This window comes from Ruegeria sp. A5 (genome assembly GCF_056543005.1).
The window spans coordinates 161,603-179,546 of record NZ_JBQGAV010000006.1 but is presented as its reverse complement, the minus strand read 5'-3'; the positions used below and the strand labels follow the sequence as shown (position 1 = coordinate 179,546).

Annotated in this window: 26 protein-coding genes; 17 read left to right on the top strand and 9 right to left on the bottom strand. The window is 59.7% G+C overall.

The genetic code is table 11. From position 1 onward, the window contains the following. The first annotated feature begins 53 nt into the window (after positions 1-53). Positions 54-386 (top strand): ArsR/SmtB family transcription factor, encoded by a 333-nt coding sequence (locus ACR0AY_RS14870; protein WP_170392649.1) that lies wholly within the window; start codon positions 54-56, stop codon positions 384-386. Here the strand turns inward: ACR0AY_RS14870 and ACR0AY_RS14865 are convergent. From ACR0AY_RS14865 to ACR0AY_RS14850, 4 genes are all read right to left on the bottom strand, one after another. Beyond that, complete coding sequence (locus tag ACR0AY_RS14865) at positions 383-796, bottom strand: universal stress protein (protein ID WP_170513386.1); 414 nt, start codon at positions 794-796, stop codon at positions 383-385. The genes ACR0AY_RS14870 and ACR0AY_RS14865 overlap by 4 nt on opposite strands. Before the next feature lie 81 nt (positions 797-877). Then, entirely contained in the window at positions 878-1,156 is a 279-nt protein-coding gene (locus ACR0AY_RS14860; protein ID WP_170513383.1) for a hypothetical protein, read from the bottom strand. 57 nt (positions 1,157-1,213) lie between these two features. Next, a complete protein-coding gene (locus ACR0AY_RS14855; RefSeq protein WP_480454349.1) occupies positions 1,214-2,125 on the bottom strand; it encodes a DMT family transporter in 912 nt (303 codons plus the stop codon). Then, positions 2,122-3,000: a LysR family transcriptional regulator gene (locus ACR0AY_RS14850; RefSeq protein WP_170513380.1), complete on the bottom strand. Its 879-nt coding sequence runs from the start codon at positions 2,998-3,000 to the stop codon at positions 2,122-2,124. Before ACR0AY_RS14850 ends, ACR0AY_RS14855 begins: the two co-directional genes overlap by 4 nt. Positions 3,001-3,120: 120 nt before the next feature. On the opposite strand from ACR0AY_RS14850, the gene ACR0AY_RS14845 reads away from it, so the two are divergent. Beyond that, the gene (locus ACR0AY_RS14845) at positions 3,121-3,702 is read left to right on the top strand and encodes an FMN-dependent NADH-azoreductase (protein ID WP_170392654.1); all 582 of its coding nucleotides are present in this window, start codon (positions 3,121-3,123) and stop codon (positions 3,700-3,702) included. A gap of 64 nt (positions 3,703-3,766) precedes the next feature. Beyond that, positions 3,767-4,507, top strand: a complete 741-nt coding sequence (locus tag ACR0AY_RS14840; protein WP_170513377.1) for an aspartate/glutamate racemase family protein — start codon at positions 3,767-3,769, stop codon at positions 4,505-4,507. On the opposite strand, the gene ACR0AY_RS14835 is transcribed toward ACR0AY_RS14840, so the two are convergent. Next, positions 4,508-5,038, bottom strand: coding sequence for a prolyl-tRNA synthetase associated domain-containing protein (locus ACR0AY_RS14835; protein ID WP_170513374.1), 531 nt, complete (start codon positions 5,036-5,038; stop codon positions 4,508-4,510). It abuts the gene before it with no gap. Positions 5,039-5,127: 89 nt separating this feature from the next. Here ACR0AY_RS14835 and ACR0AY_RS14830 point away from each other — a divergent pair, with 89 nt between their 5' ends. The 12 genes from ACR0AY_RS14830 to trmD all read left to right on the top strand — a co-directional run bounded on the left by ACR0AY_RS14830 (position 5,128) and on the right by trmD (position 12,587). After that, positions 5,128-5,646, top strand: coding sequence for a hypothetical protein (locus ACR0AY_RS14830; protein ID WP_170513371.1), 519 nt, complete (start codon positions 5,128-5,130; stop codon positions 5,644-5,646). A 160-nt stretch (positions 5,647-5,806) separates the two neighbouring features. Then, complete coding sequence (gene ffh, locus ACR0AY_RS14825) at positions 5,807-7,315, top strand: signal recognition particle protein (RefSeq protein ID WP_170402391.1); 1,509 nt, start codon at positions 5,807-5,809, stop codon at positions 7,313-7,315. Between the two features lie 41 nt (positions 7,316-7,356). Then, a complete protein-coding gene (locus ACR0AY_RS14820) occupies positions 7,357-7,869 on the top strand; it encodes a GNAT family N-acetyltransferase (RefSeq protein WP_170513367.1) in 513 nt (170 codons plus the stop codon). Then, positions 7,866-8,417 (top strand): GNAT family N-acetyltransferase, encoded by a 552-nt coding sequence (locus tag ACR0AY_RS14815; RefSeq protein WP_170513364.1) that lies wholly within the window; start codon positions 7,866-7,868, stop codon positions 8,415-8,417. The genes ACR0AY_RS14820 and ACR0AY_RS14815 overlap by 4 nt, the downstream gene beginning before the upstream one ends. Further along, on the top strand, positions 8,414-8,953 hold the full coding sequence (locus tag ACR0AY_RS14810) for a GNAT family N-acetyltransferase (protein WP_170513361.1): 540 nt from the start codon (positions 8,414-8,416) through the stop codon (positions 8,951-8,953). The genes ACR0AY_RS14815 and ACR0AY_RS14810 overlap by 4 nt, the downstream gene beginning before the upstream one ends. Next, positions 8,950-9,246 carry a chorismate mutase gene (locus ACR0AY_RS14805; RefSeq protein WP_170392662.1) on the top strand — a complete coding sequence of 99 codons (297 nt, stop codon included), beginning with the start codon at positions 8,950-8,952 and terminating at the stop codon, positions 9,244-9,246. Before ACR0AY_RS14810 ends, ACR0AY_RS14805 begins: the two co-directional genes overlap by 4 nt. Positions 9,247-9,289: 43 nt before the next feature. Continuing rightward, positions 9,290-9,679: a 30S ribosomal protein S16 gene (gene rpsP, locus ACR0AY_RS14800; protein ID WP_010437590.1), complete on the top strand. Its 390-nt coding sequence runs from the start codon at positions 9,290-9,292 to the stop codon at positions 9,677-9,679. Positions 9,680-9,691: 12 nt separating this feature from the next. Then, entirely contained in the window at positions 9,692-10,327 is a 636-nt protein-coding gene (gene bluB / locus ACR0AY_RS14795) for a 5,6-dimethylbenzimidazole synthase (RefSeq protein ID WP_170392663.1), read from the top strand. A gap of 2 nt (positions 10,328-10,329) precedes the next feature. Further along, the gene (locus tag ACR0AY_RS14790; protein ID WP_170392664.1) at positions 10,330-10,476 is read left to right on the top strand and encodes a hypothetical protein; all 147 of its coding nucleotides are present in this window, start codon (positions 10,330-10,332) and stop codon (positions 10,474-10,476) included. Continuing rightward, on the top strand, positions 10,469-10,972 hold the full coding sequence (gene rimM / locus ACR0AY_RS14785; protein WP_170392665.1) for a ribosome maturation factor RimM: 504 nt from the start codon (positions 10,469-10,471) through the stop codon (positions 10,970-10,972). The genes ACR0AY_RS14790 and rimM overlap by 8 nt, the downstream gene beginning before the upstream one ends. Beyond that, positions 10,972-11,787 carry a hypothetical protein gene (locus ACR0AY_RS14780; RefSeq protein WP_170425117.1) on the top strand — a complete coding sequence of 272 codons (816 nt, stop codon included), beginning with the start codon at positions 10,972-10,974 and terminating at the stop codon, positions 11,785-11,787. Before rimM ends, ACR0AY_RS14780 begins: the two co-directional genes overlap by 1 nt. Further along, a complete protein-coding gene (trmD, locus tag ACR0AY_RS14775; RefSeq protein ID WP_170392667.1) occupies positions 11,784-12,587 on the top strand; it encodes a tRNA (guanosine(37)-N1)-methyltransferase TrmD in 804 nt (267 codons plus the stop codon). The genes ACR0AY_RS14780 and trmD overlap by 4 nt, the downstream gene beginning before the upstream one ends. 2 nt (positions 12,588-12,589) lie before the next feature. Here the strand turns inward: trmD and ACR0AY_RS14770 are convergent, their stop codons facing one another. Continuing rightward, on the bottom strand, positions 12,590-13,390 hold the full coding sequence (locus ACR0AY_RS14770) for a glycoside hydrolase family 25 protein (RefSeq protein WP_170392668.1): 801 nt from the start codon (positions 13,388-13,390) through the stop codon (positions 12,590-12,592). 370 nt (positions 13,391-13,760) lie between these two features. On the opposite strand from ACR0AY_RS14770, the gene rplS reads away from it, so the two are divergent. Both rplS and rpmE read left to right on the top strand, forming a co-directional pair. Next, positions 13,761-14,144 (top strand): 50S ribosomal protein L19, encoded by a 384-nt coding sequence (gene rplS / locus ACR0AY_RS14765; protein ID WP_170328369.1) that lies wholly within the window; start codon positions 13,761-13,763, stop codon positions 14,142-14,144. An 11-nt stretch (positions 14,145-14,155) separates the two neighbouring features. After that, on the top strand, positions 14,156-14,377 hold the full coding sequence (rpmE, locus tag ACR0AY_RS14760; protein ID WP_170392669.1) for a 50S ribosomal protein L31: 222 nt from the start codon (positions 14,156-14,158) through the stop codon (positions 14,375-14,377). An 85-nt stretch (positions 14,378-14,462) separates the two neighbouring features. Here the strand turns inward: rpmE and ACR0AY_RS14755 are convergent, their stop codons facing one another. From ACR0AY_RS14755 to ACR0AY_RS14745, 3 genes are all read right to left on the bottom strand, one after another. Next, positions 14,463-15,140 carry an SOS response-associated peptidase gene (locus tag ACR0AY_RS14755; RefSeq protein WP_170513355.1) on the bottom strand — a complete coding sequence of 226 codons (678 nt, stop codon included), beginning with the start codon at positions 15,138-15,140 and terminating at the stop codon, positions 14,463-14,465. A 51-nt stretch (positions 15,141-15,191) separates the two neighbouring features. Continuing rightward, entirely contained in the window at positions 15,192-16,781 is a 1,590-nt protein-coding gene (locus ACR0AY_RS14750) for an MFS transporter (RefSeq protein WP_170392671.1), read from the bottom strand. 118 nt (positions 16,782-16,899) lie between these two features. After that, a complete protein-coding gene (locus ACR0AY_RS14745) occupies positions 16,900-17,787 on the bottom strand; it encodes an AEC family transporter (protein ID WP_170513352.1) in 888 nt (295 codons plus the stop codon). Positions 17,788-17,944: the final 157 nt, after the last annotated feature.

The window sequence follows — 17,944 nt, the reverse complement described above, 5'->3', positions numbered from 1 at the left end:
GCATATTCAACCAAATGGTTGACCAAACTCACAGGCTATGGTTCAGCGGAACCATGTCCAACGACCTCGACACTGTCTTCGCAGCCCTCGCCGATCCCACCCGCCGCGCCATCTTAGCGATGCTGCTGGAAGATGACATGGCCGTCACCGACGTGGCCGAACCGTTCGAAATGTCGCTGGCCGCGATTTCAAAGCATCTGGTGATCCTGACCAAAGCAGGTCTGATTTCTCAGGAAAAACGCGGACGGGTGAAGTGGTGCAAACTTGAACCCGACGCGCTTCGTGCGGCCTCGGTTTGGATGCAGGGGTTCGGACAGTTCGAACCGGTCAATCTGGATGCGTTCGAGCGGTTTCTAGAAGTTGAACTGCCCCCGGATGAGGCCTAACGCACAACTAAGACCGACATGCTGGCGTGTTTGGCCAGATATCCCGCGTGGCTGGACAGGATATAGTCTGTGATCCGGGGTGCGTGGGTTCCCACAACAATCAGATCGGCCCCCATTTCCTCTGCTGCGTGGGTCAGGTCCTTGTCGATCTCGACCGCGACATCAACCGAGTGAATGTTGCGTGTGTCCACACTTGTGCCGCTTTGCATCGCAATTTCACTGGCGCAGGTCAGCAATTCTTGTTTGATCGCGTCTGTTGTCAGGTGGCTATCCCCAGGCTGCGGGCCGGTGACGCTGACGATGGTCACTTTGGCGCCCTGCCATTTGGCCAATTGCGCGGCAACCTCGGTGGCTTTCTTGACCTCGGGCGGCAAGTGCAGGTCGACCGGGACCATGATGTGATTGAACATATTGGCGTCCTCCTGATCCTGAGATATGTCGACCCGGGCGGTTCGCCAGTCTGACCCGTCGGGACGATCCAAACGGCAGGCTTAGCCCTCGCGGCTATATTCCACCCCGGTCACAACCCCCGTTGGGTCGGCACGACAGAGCCACGGAACCTCGGCCCCTGCCACGAATACGCTGGTGACCGAGCCTGTCGGGCTGGACTGGGTCGACATCGCTTTGACACCATCAGGCCCTGTGCCGGTTTCGGCGCCCACCAGAGCTTCGCAGCTGGCTTGCAGGTCCGCCTCTGCAGCGTCTTTCGCGCTACCGGGGGCACAGGCGGACAGCGCCAGCAATGCGGGAATAAGTGACAGTGTTTTCATGGCCCAGCTCCTTGGTGGTGACAGGCAGGCTGCCACATCAGGTAGAAATCACAAGCTTCAATTCGAGCGCACCGGAGTATTTGCAGGCGCGTCTTCTCCTTTCAGCAGCAACAACAGCGCAACAGCGGTGAGCCCGGCACCAACCAACACCAATGCCGTCGGCGCAGGACGTCCCAGGGCGATTTCCCACAGGATCACCCAGCTGGGCGTCAGGTAAGTGTAGGCCATGACCTTTGCCGCGGGCAAACGCAGGGCTGCAAACTGAACCAGTACAAAACTGGCGGCGGTCGCAAACAACGAGATGTAAAGCAGCGTCACCCAGACAATCCCGGGAAGGTTGCCCCAATCTACTGCACGGATATCGGACCAGCCCCAGACCGTCAGGATCAAACACCCCGCAACCAACGTACCGAAGGTGAACACCACCGCAGGCTCGCCCCGGTTCAATCGCCGTATCATCGGCGTATAGACGGCGTGCGCGGCGCAACCCCAGAAATAGATGATCTCGCCGCCTCCGATCTCGAAGACCTGAAAGGCTTGCCAATCCGCTCTAAAGATCACCCACAGCGCACCGACCGCACCGACCGTCAGGGCCAGCGCCATGCGTGGGGTGATGATCTGGCGCAGCAGCACCCACCCGGCCAGCGCCGACATGACCGGGGTCAGCGTAAAGACCGCTGCCGCGCTGACCGGGGGAGCGGTTTTCAATCCGTAGAACATCAGGACAAAGTAGGCTCCGAACAATCCGCCAAGAACCAGATAGCGCCATGGTGCCCGAGCCGCGCTGCGCGGAATGCCCGTTGTGGCAATCGCAGCGATGCCGATCACAACCGCCGCAATCGCAAAGCGCGCTGCCGTGATCGCCGACGGTGCGATCTCATTTGCCGCCATTGAGCCAAGCGAGAAACTGCCCGCCACCAAAGCCGAGAATGTCAGCATGGCCAGATGGCCGCGCGCCTGCGGTGTCACGGCAGCCAGCCCTTGGATTGATCTTTCAGGAAGGATAGGAAAGCCTGCACCTTAGTGGTCCGGTGCAGATCCACATGAGTCACCAACCAAAGCTTGCCAGACCACTCGGGTAACGGTGCCATCACCTCGACCAGATCGGGATCGCGCGCGGCCTCCCAACGGGCCATAAAGCCGATGCCTGCACCGGCCAGAACAGCCTCTCGCATACAGAAATTATTGGTGCAGCGGAAAGTGATCGCCTGCTCCGGCGCGTTGGCACGCAGCCAGCGGGAAAACGGCGCGCGGCTGTTTTCGTCATCATTGCCGACGAAGTGGTGATTGGCGAAATCTGCAACGTCCGCGGGTTTGCCGTGGCGCGCGAGATAGGCCTTGCTAGCGAATAGTCCGACCTCTTGTGGAATGAACGGCTGCACCACATTGTCCGGTTGATCCGGCGCGGCCCCGGCGCGGATCGCCACATGCGCCTCGCCATATTCCAACCGGAACAGGCGGTCGCCGGTCAGATAGCGCACGATCAATCCCGGGTGGGTCTGCTGGAACTCGGTCAGCGTCGGTACGATGAGCGGGGCCAGTGAGGCCAGTGAGGTGACCACGATCTCGCCCGAGACATCGTCTCCGCGCCCCTTCATGCGACCGACCAACTGGTTGAACTGATCTTCGGTTGCCTGCGCGACCCGCAACAGGTCCTCACCCGCTTCGGTTGGTGTGTACCCACGCGCGTGACGCTGGAATAGTTTGACGCCCAGCCGCGCCTCGATCGCATCGATATGGCGGATCACGGTGGCGTGGTGCACACCCAGCACATCCGCCGCGCCGCTGACCGTTCCCATGCGCGCCACCTGATAGGCGGTTCTCACTTCATCCCAATTGTCCATTGCATCTGATCCAATGTGCAAATTCTAACAATGCTTGTTGATATATCCGAGTTTTGTTCATGCACGCAACAGCCATATTGGGGCAACAGAAGCTAATTCCGCAACAAAGGACGCCCCGAAATGACCAAAACCATCCTGCATATCGACGCCTCGGCCCGCCGCACTGGATCTGCCACCCGCGATCTGTCCGACCGCGTGGTTCGCCACCTGAACGCCGGGCGTATCATCCGCCGCGATCTGGCCACTCCCCTGCCCCTGCTGACCGAAGACTGGATCGGCGCCAATTTCACCCCCGCCGACCAGCGTGACGCGGTACAGAAAGACCTGCTGGCCCTGTCGGACGAATTGGTGTCCGAGTTGCAAAAGGCCGACACGATCGTCATCGGCCTGCCAATCTACAACTTCTCAGTTCCCGCCGCGTTCAAGGCCTGGATTGATCTGGTCGCCCGTGCCGGTCTGACATTCTCCTATTCCGAAGAAGGACCGAAAGGTCTGCTGGAAGGCAAACGCGCCATCCTTGCTGTTGCATCGGGCGGTACGGCGGTGGGCTCCGAGATCGACTTTGCCACCACCTATGCGCGGCATGTTCTGGGCTTCATCGGCATCCATGATGTCGAGGTCATCGCCGCAGATCGCATGGCACTGGACCCCGAAACAACCCTGTCCAATGCGCAGAAAGCTGTCACCAAGCTGGCAGCCTGATTGACCTGACCCCCTTGAACCGTCCAGTCTGCGCCAAGGCAAATCGGCAGACTGGGCGTTTCACATGAAGAAGATTGGAATATTGGGCGGTGTTGGCTGGGCCTCAACTGTCGACTACTACCGGGCGATCGCTGAAGGCGCGGGTCGGTATTTTGCTGAACGCGACCACGGATCGCCGCTGCCCATCCCACCCATGACCATCGAATCCGTCACCCAAGCCAAAACCCGCGCCTTGCGCGGCGTGGCCGGTGACGAAGACAGCTGGGCCGCTTTCGACGCGGTGTTCCGCGAAGCACTGCTGACTTTGGAACACGCAGGCTGCGATTTCGGCATCATCGCCTCCAATACGCCACACGCGCGGCTTCACGCGATCCGCGAAGGCGTCTCCATGCCTATTCTCAGCATTTTTGACGCAACCGCCGACGCGACCGCCTCGACCGGCGCCACCAATGCTTTGGTCCTTGGAACCGCAGTCACCATGCAGGCCACAAACTATGCCGACCGGCTGGCCGCCGAGGGTATCACGGCAAACACACGCCTGCCCGAGCCTGAGATCGCCGAGATGCAGGCGATGATCGACAGTGATTTCTACGGCGGCGCATCCGACACCGCACATGCGCGCCTGCTGGCCTTCTGCAACAAACACGCCACACCCGGAACCGCGATCTTGCTGGCCTGTACCGAGTTGCCTCTGGCCTTCCCCGATCATCTGGACGATCCGGTGTTCGAGGCGGACGGTCACCTGTTCGTCAACCCCTCCGCCGCCCATGTCGCTGCCGCTTTGAACGAAGCGCTTGAAGGGTGATCACGGCAGCCAGTTTATCTCGCACCCGATCTTATCAAAGAACACCATCAGTTCTTCGCGCGACAAAACGACGGTTCGGTCGTTGACCAAAGGGTGCATGTTGATGACATCGGCCTGTTGCGCGGCGGCGTCCATGAAGAACTTAACGTTGTTCTCAACGCCGTTGATCATCGCCAGCGGACTGACCGCGCCAGGGCGGATGCCGAGGTTCTGGAACAGCCGATCCGCCGAGCCGAAGGACAGGTTGCCAACCCCCAACTCCGCGCCCAGCGCCTTGAGGTCGATCTCGCGGCTCTGTTCCAGCGTCACCAGATAATTCCGCTTTTTCTTGTCGCGCAGATACAGGTTCTTGAGCCGCAGTGTGTTTTCACCCGGCACCATGAACTGGCCCTCGACCCCTTTGGCATCCTCAACGGTGCGCAGCGGGATATGAGTATGCAACCGATAGGGCAGCCCCCATTCATCCAACTGCGCCAAAAGCGCATCCGAGCTGAGCGGCAACGTATCCTGAAAGACAGATGATGCGTCCATGGGAACCTCCTCGTATGGCGCGCTCATCGCCCAACCGACAGGTAAATTCAAGCCACGACAGGCGCGGCATTCGGTGCTAGCGTGCCGCCATGAAAGTCACGCGCAACACTCCGAGCCAACTGATCCTGTCCAATACGCCATGGTTCATCGGCATCACGCTGGTTTTCTTCATTCTGGCATTTGTCGGCGCGGGCGTCATCTTGGCCAGTGAAGGTGGCGAGGGTATCTTGTTCGGCATTTTCTTCGCACTATTCGGCGGAGGCATGGGTTTTGGTGCGTTTTGCGCCTTTGTCCGCCGCGTGCAGGTCATACTGGATCGCAATAAAAACAGCATCCTGATCCGCAGACAGTCAGTCTTTGGATATGATGCCGTGGAACATGAGCTCTCGCACCTCTCGCACGCGGAAACCGAAAGCACGACCTCGCGTAGCGACAATGGCACATCGACCCTCTATCGCCCTGTCCTGATACTGGATGAAGGCATGAGCGCCGGGCGGCATCCCATTGTCGAGGCTTATTCCAGCGGGCGCGGCGCGCATCGGCTGGTTGATGCGATCAATGACTGGCTTCCGGCGCGCAAGGTTGACTCTGCCAGCCAATCGGCCTAAATCGCCGCCAACATCCGGAAGCGTTTGATCTTCCGGTCCCTTGAGTCGTTCAGGGATCGCCCCCCACCAGCGAGTTTCGCCCGTGGGGGCGTTTGTGCATTTAACCGACGCGTCCTATCTAGGGCACGCCACCAGATAACCGGCTAAGGAGGCCGAAGGCATGTTTGAAAATCTATCCGAACGCCTTTCCGGCGTCTTTGACCGGCTGACCAAACAGGGTGCCCTGTCTGAAGAAGACGTGAAAACCGCCCTGCGCGAAGTCCGCGTTGCCCTGCTTGAGGCCGACGTCTCGCTGCCGGTGGCGCGCGAGTTCGTCAAGAAAGTACAGGAACAGGCGACCGGTCAAGCTGTCACCAAATCGATCACGCCCGGCCAGCAGGTCGTTAAGATCGTGCACGACGCGTTGGTCGATACACTGCGCGGCGAAGAAGACCCCGGTGCGCTGAAGATCGACAACCCGCCTGCCCCGATCCTGATGGTCGGCCTGCAGGGTTCCGGTAAGACAACCACCACCGGTAAGCTGGCGAAACGCCTGAAAGAGAAAGAGGGCAAGAAGGTCCTGATGGCCTCGCTCGACGTCTATCGCCCAGCGGCGATGGATCAGCTTGCGGTTCTGGGCACGCAGGTTGGTGTAGATACGCTGCCGATCGTACCCGGTCAGACGCCGGTTGATATCGCCAAGCGCGCCAAGCAACAGGCAACGCTGGGCGGCTATGACGTCTATATGCTCGACACCGCGGGCCGTCTGCATATCGACGAAGTCCTGATGGACGAGGTCGAGCAGGTTCGTAACGTGGTCGACCCGCGTGAGACGCTGCTGGTGGTCGACGGCCTGACCGGTCAGGTCGCTGTTGAAGTGGCCGAAGAGTTTGATGCCAAGGTCGGCATCTCGGGCGTGGTCCTGACCCGTATGGACGGTGACGGGCGCGGCGGTGCGGCGCTGTCGATGCGCGCGGTCACCGGCAAGCCGATCCGCTTTGTTGGTCTGGGCGAGAAGATGGACGCGCTCGAAACCTTCGAGCCGGACCGGATCGCCGGTCGTATTCTGGGCATGGGCGACATCGTCGCTCTGGTCGAAAAAGCCCAGGAAACGATGGAGATGGAACAGACCGAGCGCATGATGAAGCGCATGGTCAAAGGTCAGTTCAACATGAACGACCTGAAAATGCAGCTGGAGCAGATGATCCAGATGGGCGGCATGCAGGGCATGATGGGCATGATGCCGGGCATGAACAAGATGGCCAAGCAGATGGATCAGGCCGGTCTGGACGATAAAATCCTGCGCCAGCAAATCGCGCTGATCCAGTCGATGACCAAACGCGAACGCGCCAACCCGCAACTGCTGCAAGCCAGCCGCAAGAAACGCATCGCCGCCGGTTCGGGTATGGAGGTCAGCGATCTCAACAAGCTGCTCAAGATGCACCGGCAGATGTCCGACATGATGAAAAAGATGGGCAAAATGGGCAAAGGCAAGATGCTGAAACAGGCCATGAAAGGCATGTTCGGCAAAGGTGGCCCAAGCCCCGAGGAAATGGCTGCGGGCATGGACCCCAAGGCGCTGGAACAAGCCGCCAAAGCGATGGGCGGTAAGATGCCCGGCGGTCTGCCCGGACTGGGTGGCGGCATGGGCCTGCCCCCGGGGTTGAGCGGTTTTGGAAAGAAAAAGTGACGTCAGCACGCTGCACCCAGCCCCCGTCCGGAAAGGCGGCGATGGCAGCAGCGCAGTATCGCGCGGCCCTGCCGGTCATTGAAACCCGGCGGCTGGTTCTGCGTGCACCCACTCTGGACGACCTGCCGGTGTGGACATCGATCTGCAAGGACAGCTTTGGCGATACCGAACAGGACGCCTGGACTGAGTTTTCCTACTACACATCGGGCTGGCTTTTGCATGGGCATGGCCTGTTCACGGTCTCGCTAAAGGACGACGATCAGGTCATTGGCTTCGTCATTCTGGGCCTCGAATGGGACGACCACGAGCCCGAGCTTGGCTATATGTTCGATAGCAAGTTCCGCATGCAAGGTTACGCGACCGAAGCGTGCAGCGCCGTTCGCGATTTTGGGCTTGATCTGCTCGGATCCGGCCAGTTCGTAAGTTACGTTTCGCAATCTAACACGCGTTCGAACGCATTGGCACAGCGTCTGGGTGCAACGCGCGACGCCGTTGCCGAAAGCGCCTTTGGCCCAACCCAGCATGTCTGGCGATACGGCGAGGTGCAGGCATGACACTTGCCATGGCCATACCAACGCTGGAAACCGAACGCCTGATCATGCGGGCCCCTTGCGAGGCCGATTTTGAGGCTGAGGCAGAGTTTTTTGCCAGCGACGCCTCGAAATTCGTCGGCGGCCCGAAACGCCCGGATGAGACATGGCGCGCTGTTGCGATGCTGTTAGGCCACTGGGCGATGCGGGGATATGGCTTCTGGGGTGTCGAGGAAAAAGACACGGGCACCTATGTAGGCCATGTTGGCTTGTGGAACCCGCATAGCTGGCCCGAGCCCGAAATTGGCTGGACCCTGATGAACCACGCCACCGGCAAGGGTTATGCGACCGAAGCGGCACTGGCTGCACGTGCACATGCCTATGACGTGCTGGGCTGGGAAACCGCAATCTCGCTGATCGATCCGGATAATCTGGGCAGCAAGGCTGTCGCGGAACGGCTGGGCGCGCAGTTCGAATATATGTTCAAACACCCGGCTTTCGGGGCGATGCAGGTCTGGCGTCATTCTGCGCCTGCCGATCTGGTAAACGGTGGCGTGGAGGCATACGCATGACCTCGTTCACTATACCCACCGTCGAAACCGACCGCCTGATCCTTCGCGCACCGCATCTGGACGATCTGCCTGCGATGACCGCGTTCTACGCGACCGAGCGCAGCCATATGGTTGGTGGTCCCAAGGACGCGCTTGGAAGCTGGAGCTCTCTTTCGAACAGATTGGGTCATTGGGCGCTGCGCGGTTATGGTCTGTGGCATCTGACTGAAAAGGCCAGCGGCGCATTCGTGGGATGGGCAGGCATGATCTACGTACCCGGCTGGGCCGAGCCCGAGCTGGGCTGGACGCTGATGGCAGAGGCCGAAGGCAAAGGTCTGGGCTTTGAGGCCGCCGCGGCTGCACGCGACTATGCAGCTCGGCATCAGGGGCTGAACGGTGTGATTTCCTACATCGCCCATGCCAATGACCGCTCGCGCGCGCTGGCCGAACGGCTGGGCGCAACGCTGGAGATTGAGAGAGCCGAGCTTTTGGGCAAGCACGCTCAGATCTGGCGTCATCCGCAGATTGATTTGACCACCGAAAGGACCGGCCAATGAACAACCCCGTGACACAAGCTGCCGCGCTGTTGAAGGATCACCGCGAAAGCATCGACCGGCTGGATGCGATCCTGGTCTATACGCTGGGCGAGCGGTTCAAGCACACGCAGGCCGTTGGCAAGCTCAAGGCCGCACACGACCTTCCCCCGTCCGATCCGTCGCGCGAGGCTGCGCAGATCGCACGGTTAGAAGACCTGGCGAAAGAGGCCGATCTGGACCCCGATTTCGCCAAGGCTTTTCTGAATTTCATCATTCAGGAAGTCATCCGACACCACAAGAAACATCAGAATTAACCGGAAACGATCCCGGTAAACGCCATCTAAAGGAGATACCACCATGGCAATGAAAATTCGTCTCGCCCGCGGCGGCTCGAAAAAGCGTCCCTTCTATCGCATTGTTGCGGCTGACAGCCGTATGCCGCGCGATGGTCGTTTCATCGAAAAACTGGGCACCTACAACCCGCTGCTGCCGAAAGACAGCGAAGAGCGCGTGAAAATGAACATGGAGCGCATCCAGTACTGGCTGGATCAGGGCGCACAGCCCACCGACCGGATCGCACGTATGCTGGAAGCTGCCGGCGCCCGTGACAAGGCCGAGCGCAACAACCCCAACAAGGGTACTCCGGGCAAGAAAGCTCAGGAACGCGCGGAAGAGAAAGCTGCCAAGGCTGCTGAAGCTGCCGAAGCGGCTGCTGCACCGGCTGAAGAAGCTGCTGCAGAAGAATAAGCAGTCGGGCGCGTGCAGGATCAGGCCTTTTCCGACGATTTTCGCACGCAGTTCGATCTGTTGATGCGGCTCCGGCGTGATGTGCGCCGGTTTCGCACCGATGCAATTGACGAGGCAGTGCTTACGCGCTGCCTCGACGCGTTTCGACTGGCCCCTTCTGTTGGGCTCAGCGAACCCTGGCGCGTGATCCGCATCGAAAGTCAGGCCGCGCGCGACGCGGCGCTGAAGAATTTCCAAGCGGCCAACGAGCGGGCGCTGAGCGGGTATTCCGGCGAAAAGGCGCAGCTGTACAGCCAGCTGAAACTGTCCGGGATGAAAGAAGCTCCGGTGCAGCTGGCCGTGTTTTGCGACGATGCCACCGACAAAGGTCAAGGTCTCGGCGCAGGCACTATGCCCGAAATGCGGCGTTATTCCGTCGTCTCAGCCATCACGCTCTTCTGGCTCGCCTTGCGGGCAGAAGGCTTGGGCCTGGGCTGGGTCTCGATCCTCGACCCGGACCAGATGGTGCGCGATCTGGATGTCCCCGAGGACTGGCGGTTGATCGGATATTTCTGCTTGGGCTGGCCCGAGGCCCAATCCGATACGCCGGAGCTGGAGCAGGTCGGCTGGGAATGCCGCGACGCCTCTCTGCCGATCGAGGTGCGTTAGTCATGTTCGGTTTGTTACGGCTTCCCATCCTGCTGGCGATCGCATTTATTGTGGGCGTATTCTTCGAACGCTCGAACCAGCGCGAGGCGTGCGAGGTGATCGGACAATGGCGGGACGGGCTATGTGTGACGGATGGTCGAAATGAGTGATCTGATCTGCGTAGGCAGCATCGCGGGCTCGTATGGGGTGCGCGGCGAGGTGCGGCTGAAAAGTTTCTGTGCCGTCCCCGAGGATATCGAGGGCTACTCGCCGCTGACAGACGAAGAAGGTAAAGAGCGCTATCCAGTAGTCCTGACCCGCGCGATCAAGAACGGCTTTGCCGCTCGGCTGGGTGGCATTGAGACGAAGGAAGCGGCGGATGCGCTGAATGGCCTGCGCCTTTATGCGCGGCGCGATCAATTGCCGTCGCTGCCGGATGATGAGTTTTACCACACCGACCTTATCGGGCTTGAGGTTTATGACACCGGCGGCACGCTGCTGGGCCGAGTGAAATCGGTGCAAAATCACGGTGCGGCGGATCTGTTGGAACTGCATGGGCCGGGCTTAAAGGCCACCGTGCTGCTGCCGTTTACACTCGAATCCGTTCCGACCGTTGATCTGGACAAGGGCCGCATCATCGCTGATCCGCCCGAGGGCCTGCTGTAATGCGCCGCGTGTTGCTGCATCTGGGTCTGCACAAGACCGGGACGACGGCGGCACAGTCCTTTCTGTTCGAAAACCGCTCACTGATCTGGCCGCACCATGCGTTGGTCCTGCCCTATCGGACCCGCAAAACCGGCTTGTCCGAAGCAGCCACTCGCTATTCCGTCTACGGCACCCCCGGCGCGATGAGCGATTTCAAGGATCAGATGCGTCACTTCCTGAATTCACTGGAATTTGGCCAGAAGCGCGGGCTGGTTCTGAGCGAAGAGAATTTCTCAGGCCTGCGCCCCAGCCGCAATGTCGCGGTGGGATATGAGGCCGCGCCCGAGCTCGCCTCGTGCCTTGTCGGCCTGATCCGCGACCGGTTTGCCGGGGAAGAGGTGCATATCACGATCTACTACTCGCTGCGCCAACGCGGAAGCTGGCTGCGCAGCCTGTGGGCACATGATCTTCAACGCTCGCGCCTAATTCAGGATTTTGAGACTTTCCGCGCCCGGCTTGAACCGGTGCCGTCGCCTCAGATTGCTGCTGCGGCTGTGCGCGACCGTTTGCCCTCGGTCTCGGTCCGCACCGAATGGCTGGAAGATCTGCAGGGCCAGCGACATGGGCTTGGAAGCACTTTTGCTGAATTCCTTGACCTGCCTGCGGACAAAGCCGCCGAATTGGTAGGCCCGACCCGATCAAACCCACGCCTGCCCGAGGATGTCTTGCAGCAGATGCTGGAAATGAACCGATCCGATCTGGACGATGCTGCGCTGATCGATCAAAAGACGGCTTTGGTTCAAAGCACCCAGAATGATCTGATCGGCTCGAGATGACAGATAAACCCGGAAAGTCCCATGGCCGCAAAGCCATCCGTCCAACGTTGAAGCCGCGCGAGTTGATGACGCCGACGCCCGATCTGCACGGGGTGTGGAAGGCCAAGATAATCACGTTGTTCCCATCTGCCTTCCCCGGTGTTCTGGGCGAAAGCCTGACCGGCAAGGCCCTGCAAGAAGGGCTATGGCAGTTGGAAACTGTGGATTTGCGCCAATTCGGGATCGGCAAGCACCGCAATGTGGATGACACCCCTGCGGGCGGCGGTGCGGGCATGGTGCTGCGTGCCGATGTGCTGGGTGAGGCCATTGAGCATACGATGGCGGGCATCCGGGGCAACTGGCCGTTGATCTACCTCAGCCCACGTGGGCGTCGGATGGATCAGAAAATGATGCAAAACCTGGCTCGCTGCGATGGCATGACCCTGCTATGTGGTCGTTTCGAAGGCGTCGATGAGCGGGTGCTGGAACATTACGGCGTGCAAGAGATCAGCTTGGGTGATTTTGTCATGACCGGGGGTGAAATCGCCGCGCAGGCCCTGATCGACGCCACCGTGCGGCTGATCCCGGGCGTTCTGGGCAATCAGGCCTCAGCCGAGGAGGAGAGCTTTTCCTCTGGCTTATTGGAGCATCCGCAATACACCCGCCCCGCCGACTGGAAAGGCCGCCCGATCCCCGAGATCCTGATGTCAGGCCACCATGGACGCATTGCGGATTGGCGTCATGAAATGTCGGAACAGATCACCCGCGAACGGCGGCCCGATCTGTGGGACGCCTATCGAAAATCAGAAGATAAGGGCTAAGACTAACGGGTTGCCTTCCACAACGCCCAGGTTTCCGGCGTGCCGTTGAAGGTGTTGATGTCCACCTTACCCTGAACCCCCGGCACCAGCCCGGTGCCGGTGTATTGCCAGAACCGCCAGACCGAGCCTGGATAAACGTTGCGCGGGTGGCCCGCGACCGAGCGCAGCCAGAACTCAGTTTTGGGAAGTCGTCCGATATCGGTGTCGCCGTAGAAATCTACCGTCGTGTAGACAATCGGGCGTCGGCCATAGTGGCGCTCGAGAATATCAAGGAACCGCTGCGCCTCGGCCCGAACGGTTCGGCCATCAGGGCGCAAGGTGCAGGTTTTGGAATGGGGCGTCCATTCCATATCCAGCACATGCGGCAGGTCGGCCCCTTTGGGCACGTTCTGGATGAACCAACGCGCCTGTTCATGGGCCGGACGGCAGAAATAATAATAGTGATAGGCCCCCCACGGCACTCCGGCAGCTTGTGCGCCGCGTCGGTGCTCGTCGAACATCGGGTCGGTAAAATCTCCGCCCTCGGTGGCTTTGATGAAGGCAAAGCTGACACCATTCTTCTGCGCGGTGCGCCAATCAATCGGCCCCTGCCAACGCGAGACATCCAGCCCATGCACCGGGTAATGGCCGGGATGACGTCCCTCCCACGGGTGCGGGTCAGCGTCACCAAAGGCGGGGTAGATGATCGAAGGCGGGGTCGTGTCCGCGAAGGCCTGCGGCTCAACCGCCTGAGGTTGCGGGCCGCGGCGACCACATGAGACAAGTGCAAGCGCCATAACGGCCAGCAGAAGTGCTTTGCGCATCTTATGATCCTGTATCAAAAATCTGCTCTTATAATTAACCCCAGAATGCCTGATCTGGTGAACAAGGCAACGGTGGATTTGACGGGTGGCAAAAACTCACCTGTTTCACCAAGAATAAGGCTTGATCCCCGCCCGCAAAGCCCGTAAAGCAGCGCAATCCGGTGTGGCGTTACGCGACTCCGGTGTTTTGGTTTGCATCCTGACGTGACGCCCAGCTTTCTTCGGCACCGGCGCGACAGGGCGGACCGAGCCAAAAGGAACATTCGATCTGACCTCTGGCGGGCTGTACGCAGGACCCGGTGAAGACCAAGAGCTCTCAGGCCGTGCCCAAACTTCGTGGACCAACCACGAGCAGATAGGAGTAACTGCGATGGACCTGATCGCACAGCTTGAGGCGGAACAGATTGCCGCCCTGGGGAAAGACATCCCCGATTTCAAAGCCGGTGACACCATCCGTGTCGGCTTTAAAGTGACCGAAGGGTCGCGTACCCGTGTGCAGAACTATGAAGGCGTCTGCATCGCGCGCAAAGGTGGCAGCGGCATCGCCGGTTCGTTCACCGTTCGCAAGATTTCGTTTGGCGAAGGCGTGGAGCGTGTGTTCCCGCTGCATTCGACCAATATCGACAGCATCACCGTTGTCCGCCGTGGCCGCGTTCGTCGCGCCAAACTTTACTACCTGCGCTCGCGCCGTGGTAAATCCGCGCGTATCGCAGAAGTCACCAACTACAAGCCCAAGGCTGGCGCCGAGGCGTAAGGAGCGGAAAGATGAAAAAAGACATCCATCCCGATTATCACGTCATCAACGTCAAAATGACCGATGGCTCTGTGGTTCAGATGAAATCCACCTGGGGCAGTGAAGGCGACCAGTTGGCTCTGGAAATCGACCCTTCCGTGCACCCCGCATGGACCGGTGGTTCGTCGCGCCTGATGGACGCAGGCGGCCGCGTGTCGAAGTTCAAGAAGAAATACGAAGGTCTGGGCTTCTAATCCCGACCTGGTTGAAATGCGAAAGGCCGTCCATTTGGGCGGCCTTTTTTGTTTTGGAATTGCGCCACTGCACTTTGCGGCTGTTTCAGAAATCAAACCCGGTCTGGACCGGGGGCGTGTAAGGCTCAATCATATCTTCGCCCTCAGCTCCGCGTTTGATGGGTTTGACGGTGTGATATTCAAACCGGCCTTCGTACTGCGTGCCCAACGACTGCTGCGCCTCTTGCGCGGTCGTGACGCCTGATAGCCAGTTTTCGATCTCATCCGGGGTCAGGATCACTGGCATGCGGTTGTGAATATGCGCGATCTGCGGGCTGGGTGTCCGGGTCAGGATAGTGCAGCTATGGCTGCTGTCATCAGTCCTGTAAAACCCCGCAAAAAACATCACCGGGGCATTGCGCTGAACCGTGATGTAGACCGGGCAATCATGGCCCTGGTCCTTGGGCCACTCGTAATATCCCAGCGCCGGAATAAGACAGCGCCCCTTGTTCCAGTATTGCTGCCAGAAGCTGACATTTTCGATCTTCGAATTGATCATCGGCTTCTTGCTGCGCGGGTCCTTGATCTGCCAGCGCGCCGTCGCCAGCTCGGCCCGGTCGCCGTCCCAACGGACCATGCCAACCCGATTGGTCGGAGACACATTGTACCCACCCGAAGGCAGCTGTTCGGGCAGATCAGGCGAGACCTTGCCGTAGAGAAAATACTCGGTAATTGCCAGCATTTCCCGCTGTGTCAGGTGACCGGCTGCAAATTTTCCACACATGGCAAAAGCCTAGGCCGATTGGGTGCCGGTCACAAGTGGCCCCACCGACGATCAGTCCCTTGTCAGATCAACCGCGCTGTGCGGTGGAGGCACGGGGCCTCGCAGCATTACGGCAGCCAGGATCATCCCCAAAAGCGCAGCGATAGCGGCGACAAGCATGGCACTGTTAAATGCATCATCCTGCAGATCTCGTAAGGCGCGCGCCAACGCTTCGCCCGTGGTCGGATCAAGCGCCGCTATAAGCTGCTGCACCTGACTGGCGGTGCCATGTGTCAGTGCATGGGCCAGGTCGGCCCGTTGCTCGGACCCGGTGGGCAAGGCGTTGATCACTTCGGTCAGGCCGCGCCGGGTGGTGATCGCTTCAGCCAACCCGCCGACAACCGCACCAAGCGTGGCCCCAAAATAAAGGAACGCATTCACTACGCCCGAGCCCTGCCCCATATGTTCTTCCGGCAACAAGCGCAGCCCGAGACGCGGCAATAACGAAAAACCGATGCCAAGCCCGATCCCGATAATCACCAGCTTCCACCAAATCGCACCCATGCCTGTTGTGTTCGTCGTTGTCGTCAACAGCATGAACCCACAGGTCATGAACCCCATGCCCAGGATCACCGGCCATCGAAAACTGTAAGGTGCAAGAAAACGCGGAGCCACCACAGACACGACGAACATACTGAGGCTCAACGGCAGGATCGCCACCCCCGCCCCAACAGCGGACAGGCCAAACGCATCTGGCGATTGCACGAAGACGTTGAAATAGACGAAAAAGCTGAACAGCGCGAAGCCGGTAATGAACATCCCTGCCGCCGCCATGAAATAACGGGGGTGGCGGAAGTAGCGCAGCTCGATCAGAGGGTCCGCGCTGCGGCGCGAGGTGATGATCAGTGCAATCACCGCTACAGCCGACACGGCAAGCGGGATCAGGGTCGATCTTGTGGCCCATCCGTGGCTTTCCCCGTTGCTGAGCGCGAAGGATAGCGGGCCAAGCAGCAGGACCAATGCGACTGCACCCGCAAGATCGAACTTTGCGCCTGCAAGACGGGTGTCGGGGACGTAATGCTCTTTGCTGACCCGCAACCCGACCGCAAAGGCCACGATCAGCAGCGCCAGATCGGTGGCAAACACGCCCCGCCAGCTGAGGTAATGCGCAAACGCGCCGCCAACGATCGGACCAACACCAATTGCCAGCCCGACGATCGCGCCCCAGGCACCGGTGACGCTGGCCCGTTGTTCCTCGGGCGTGGCGGCAGTCAGCAGCGAAAGCGAGGTGCCAAACAGCGCTGCCGCCCCGGCACCTTGGGCCCCGCGGCCTGCCAGCAACATGGCTGCATCCTGTGAAAACAACACAAGGGCCGAGCCAAGACCGAACACGATCATTCCGGCAAAGAAGACGCCCATCTTGCCGGTGATATCGCCAAGTCGGCTGACGATGGTAACGAGGGTCGCGCTAACCACCGTATAGATCGCCATCACCCATTGCAGGCTGGAAGGCGACAGATCGAACTCGGCCTTCAGATTTGGCAGGATCGTCGCAACGGCGGTTGTGTTGAAGCCAACAACCATCATGCACAGCGCGGTCATCACCAGAACCAGACGTGCCCCTCCCGCGCCGGATATGTCCTCAGTGACGTCTTTTGGCATCTGCCTGTCCCCCGTTCAGGAATAGCGCGCTGGCCCTTCGGGCACCGTGTTGTGCCTATTATTAAACGGTTTTTTGCTGATAGATACTGTTTTTAGCGCGCTGCGCGCCCAGCGCCTATTAGATCCAGTAGGACAGCGCCAATGGCAGCACCAGGATCGTGGACAGAGTCGAAACCAGAATGAACCCGGCCACATCGGGTCCGTATTCCGGCACATGCTGATCGATAAACAAATAGGTCGCGACAGAGGATGGCATCAAACAGCACAGGATCACCGCACCCCGCTCAGCCCCGGTGAAGCCGAAGCTCCAGACTAACGCGCTGGCAATCACCGCAGCCATCAGCAGGTGCAGCGCTGTCAGCAAAACGGCTCGGCCAAGGCTTTTGATCCGCAGGGTCGCCAGCGTGTGGCCCAGCGTCAGCAACATCAGCGGGATCGAGAGCCCACCCAGAATATCAAAGGATTTGGCCACCGGTTGCGGCAGGCTGGTGCCCGTCGCCATCAACACCAGCGACAGTGCGACCGCGTAAATAATCGGCGAAGTCGCCAGTTTCTTGGGCGAGAATTCTCCGGCCGGAATCCACATGCCGATCGTGAAGATACTGATCAGCACAACCACCACAAATGCCATCGTATAGGCCATTCCCGCATCGCCCAGCGCCAAAAGGGTGATGGGCAGGCCGATATTGCCGACATTGCCATGCATCAGTGGCGTCAGAAATGCCCGCACCGGCAGCCGCATCAGTTTGAGCGCGACAAGCCCCAACAGCCCAAAACCTGCAATCGCCAAAGCGGCGGCCATCATGACATCAAGAAAGGTGCCGACCGCAATCTGGGTGGTTGAAAGGTGCGAGATAATCAGCGTCGGATACCCGACCCGCGAGACGATCCCGCCAATAACCTTGTTGTCATAGGGGGCCCTGATCAAAGCCAGAGCGTAACCGATTCCAGCGCAAATCAGGACAGGCAGAACCACGTTCAAAACGTTCAGAAACAGATGATCCAATGGCTGCCCTCGATCACAAATCCATAGGATGGACAGTGAAACAGGGGTGTGTGTTTGGCAAGGATTTACCCTAACCCCCAAGTACCAAGCACTTTTCCAATTTGAGGCTTGATAATACCGCTCAAGACGGCCCGAGGTTCTTCCCTTCCCGGCCTAC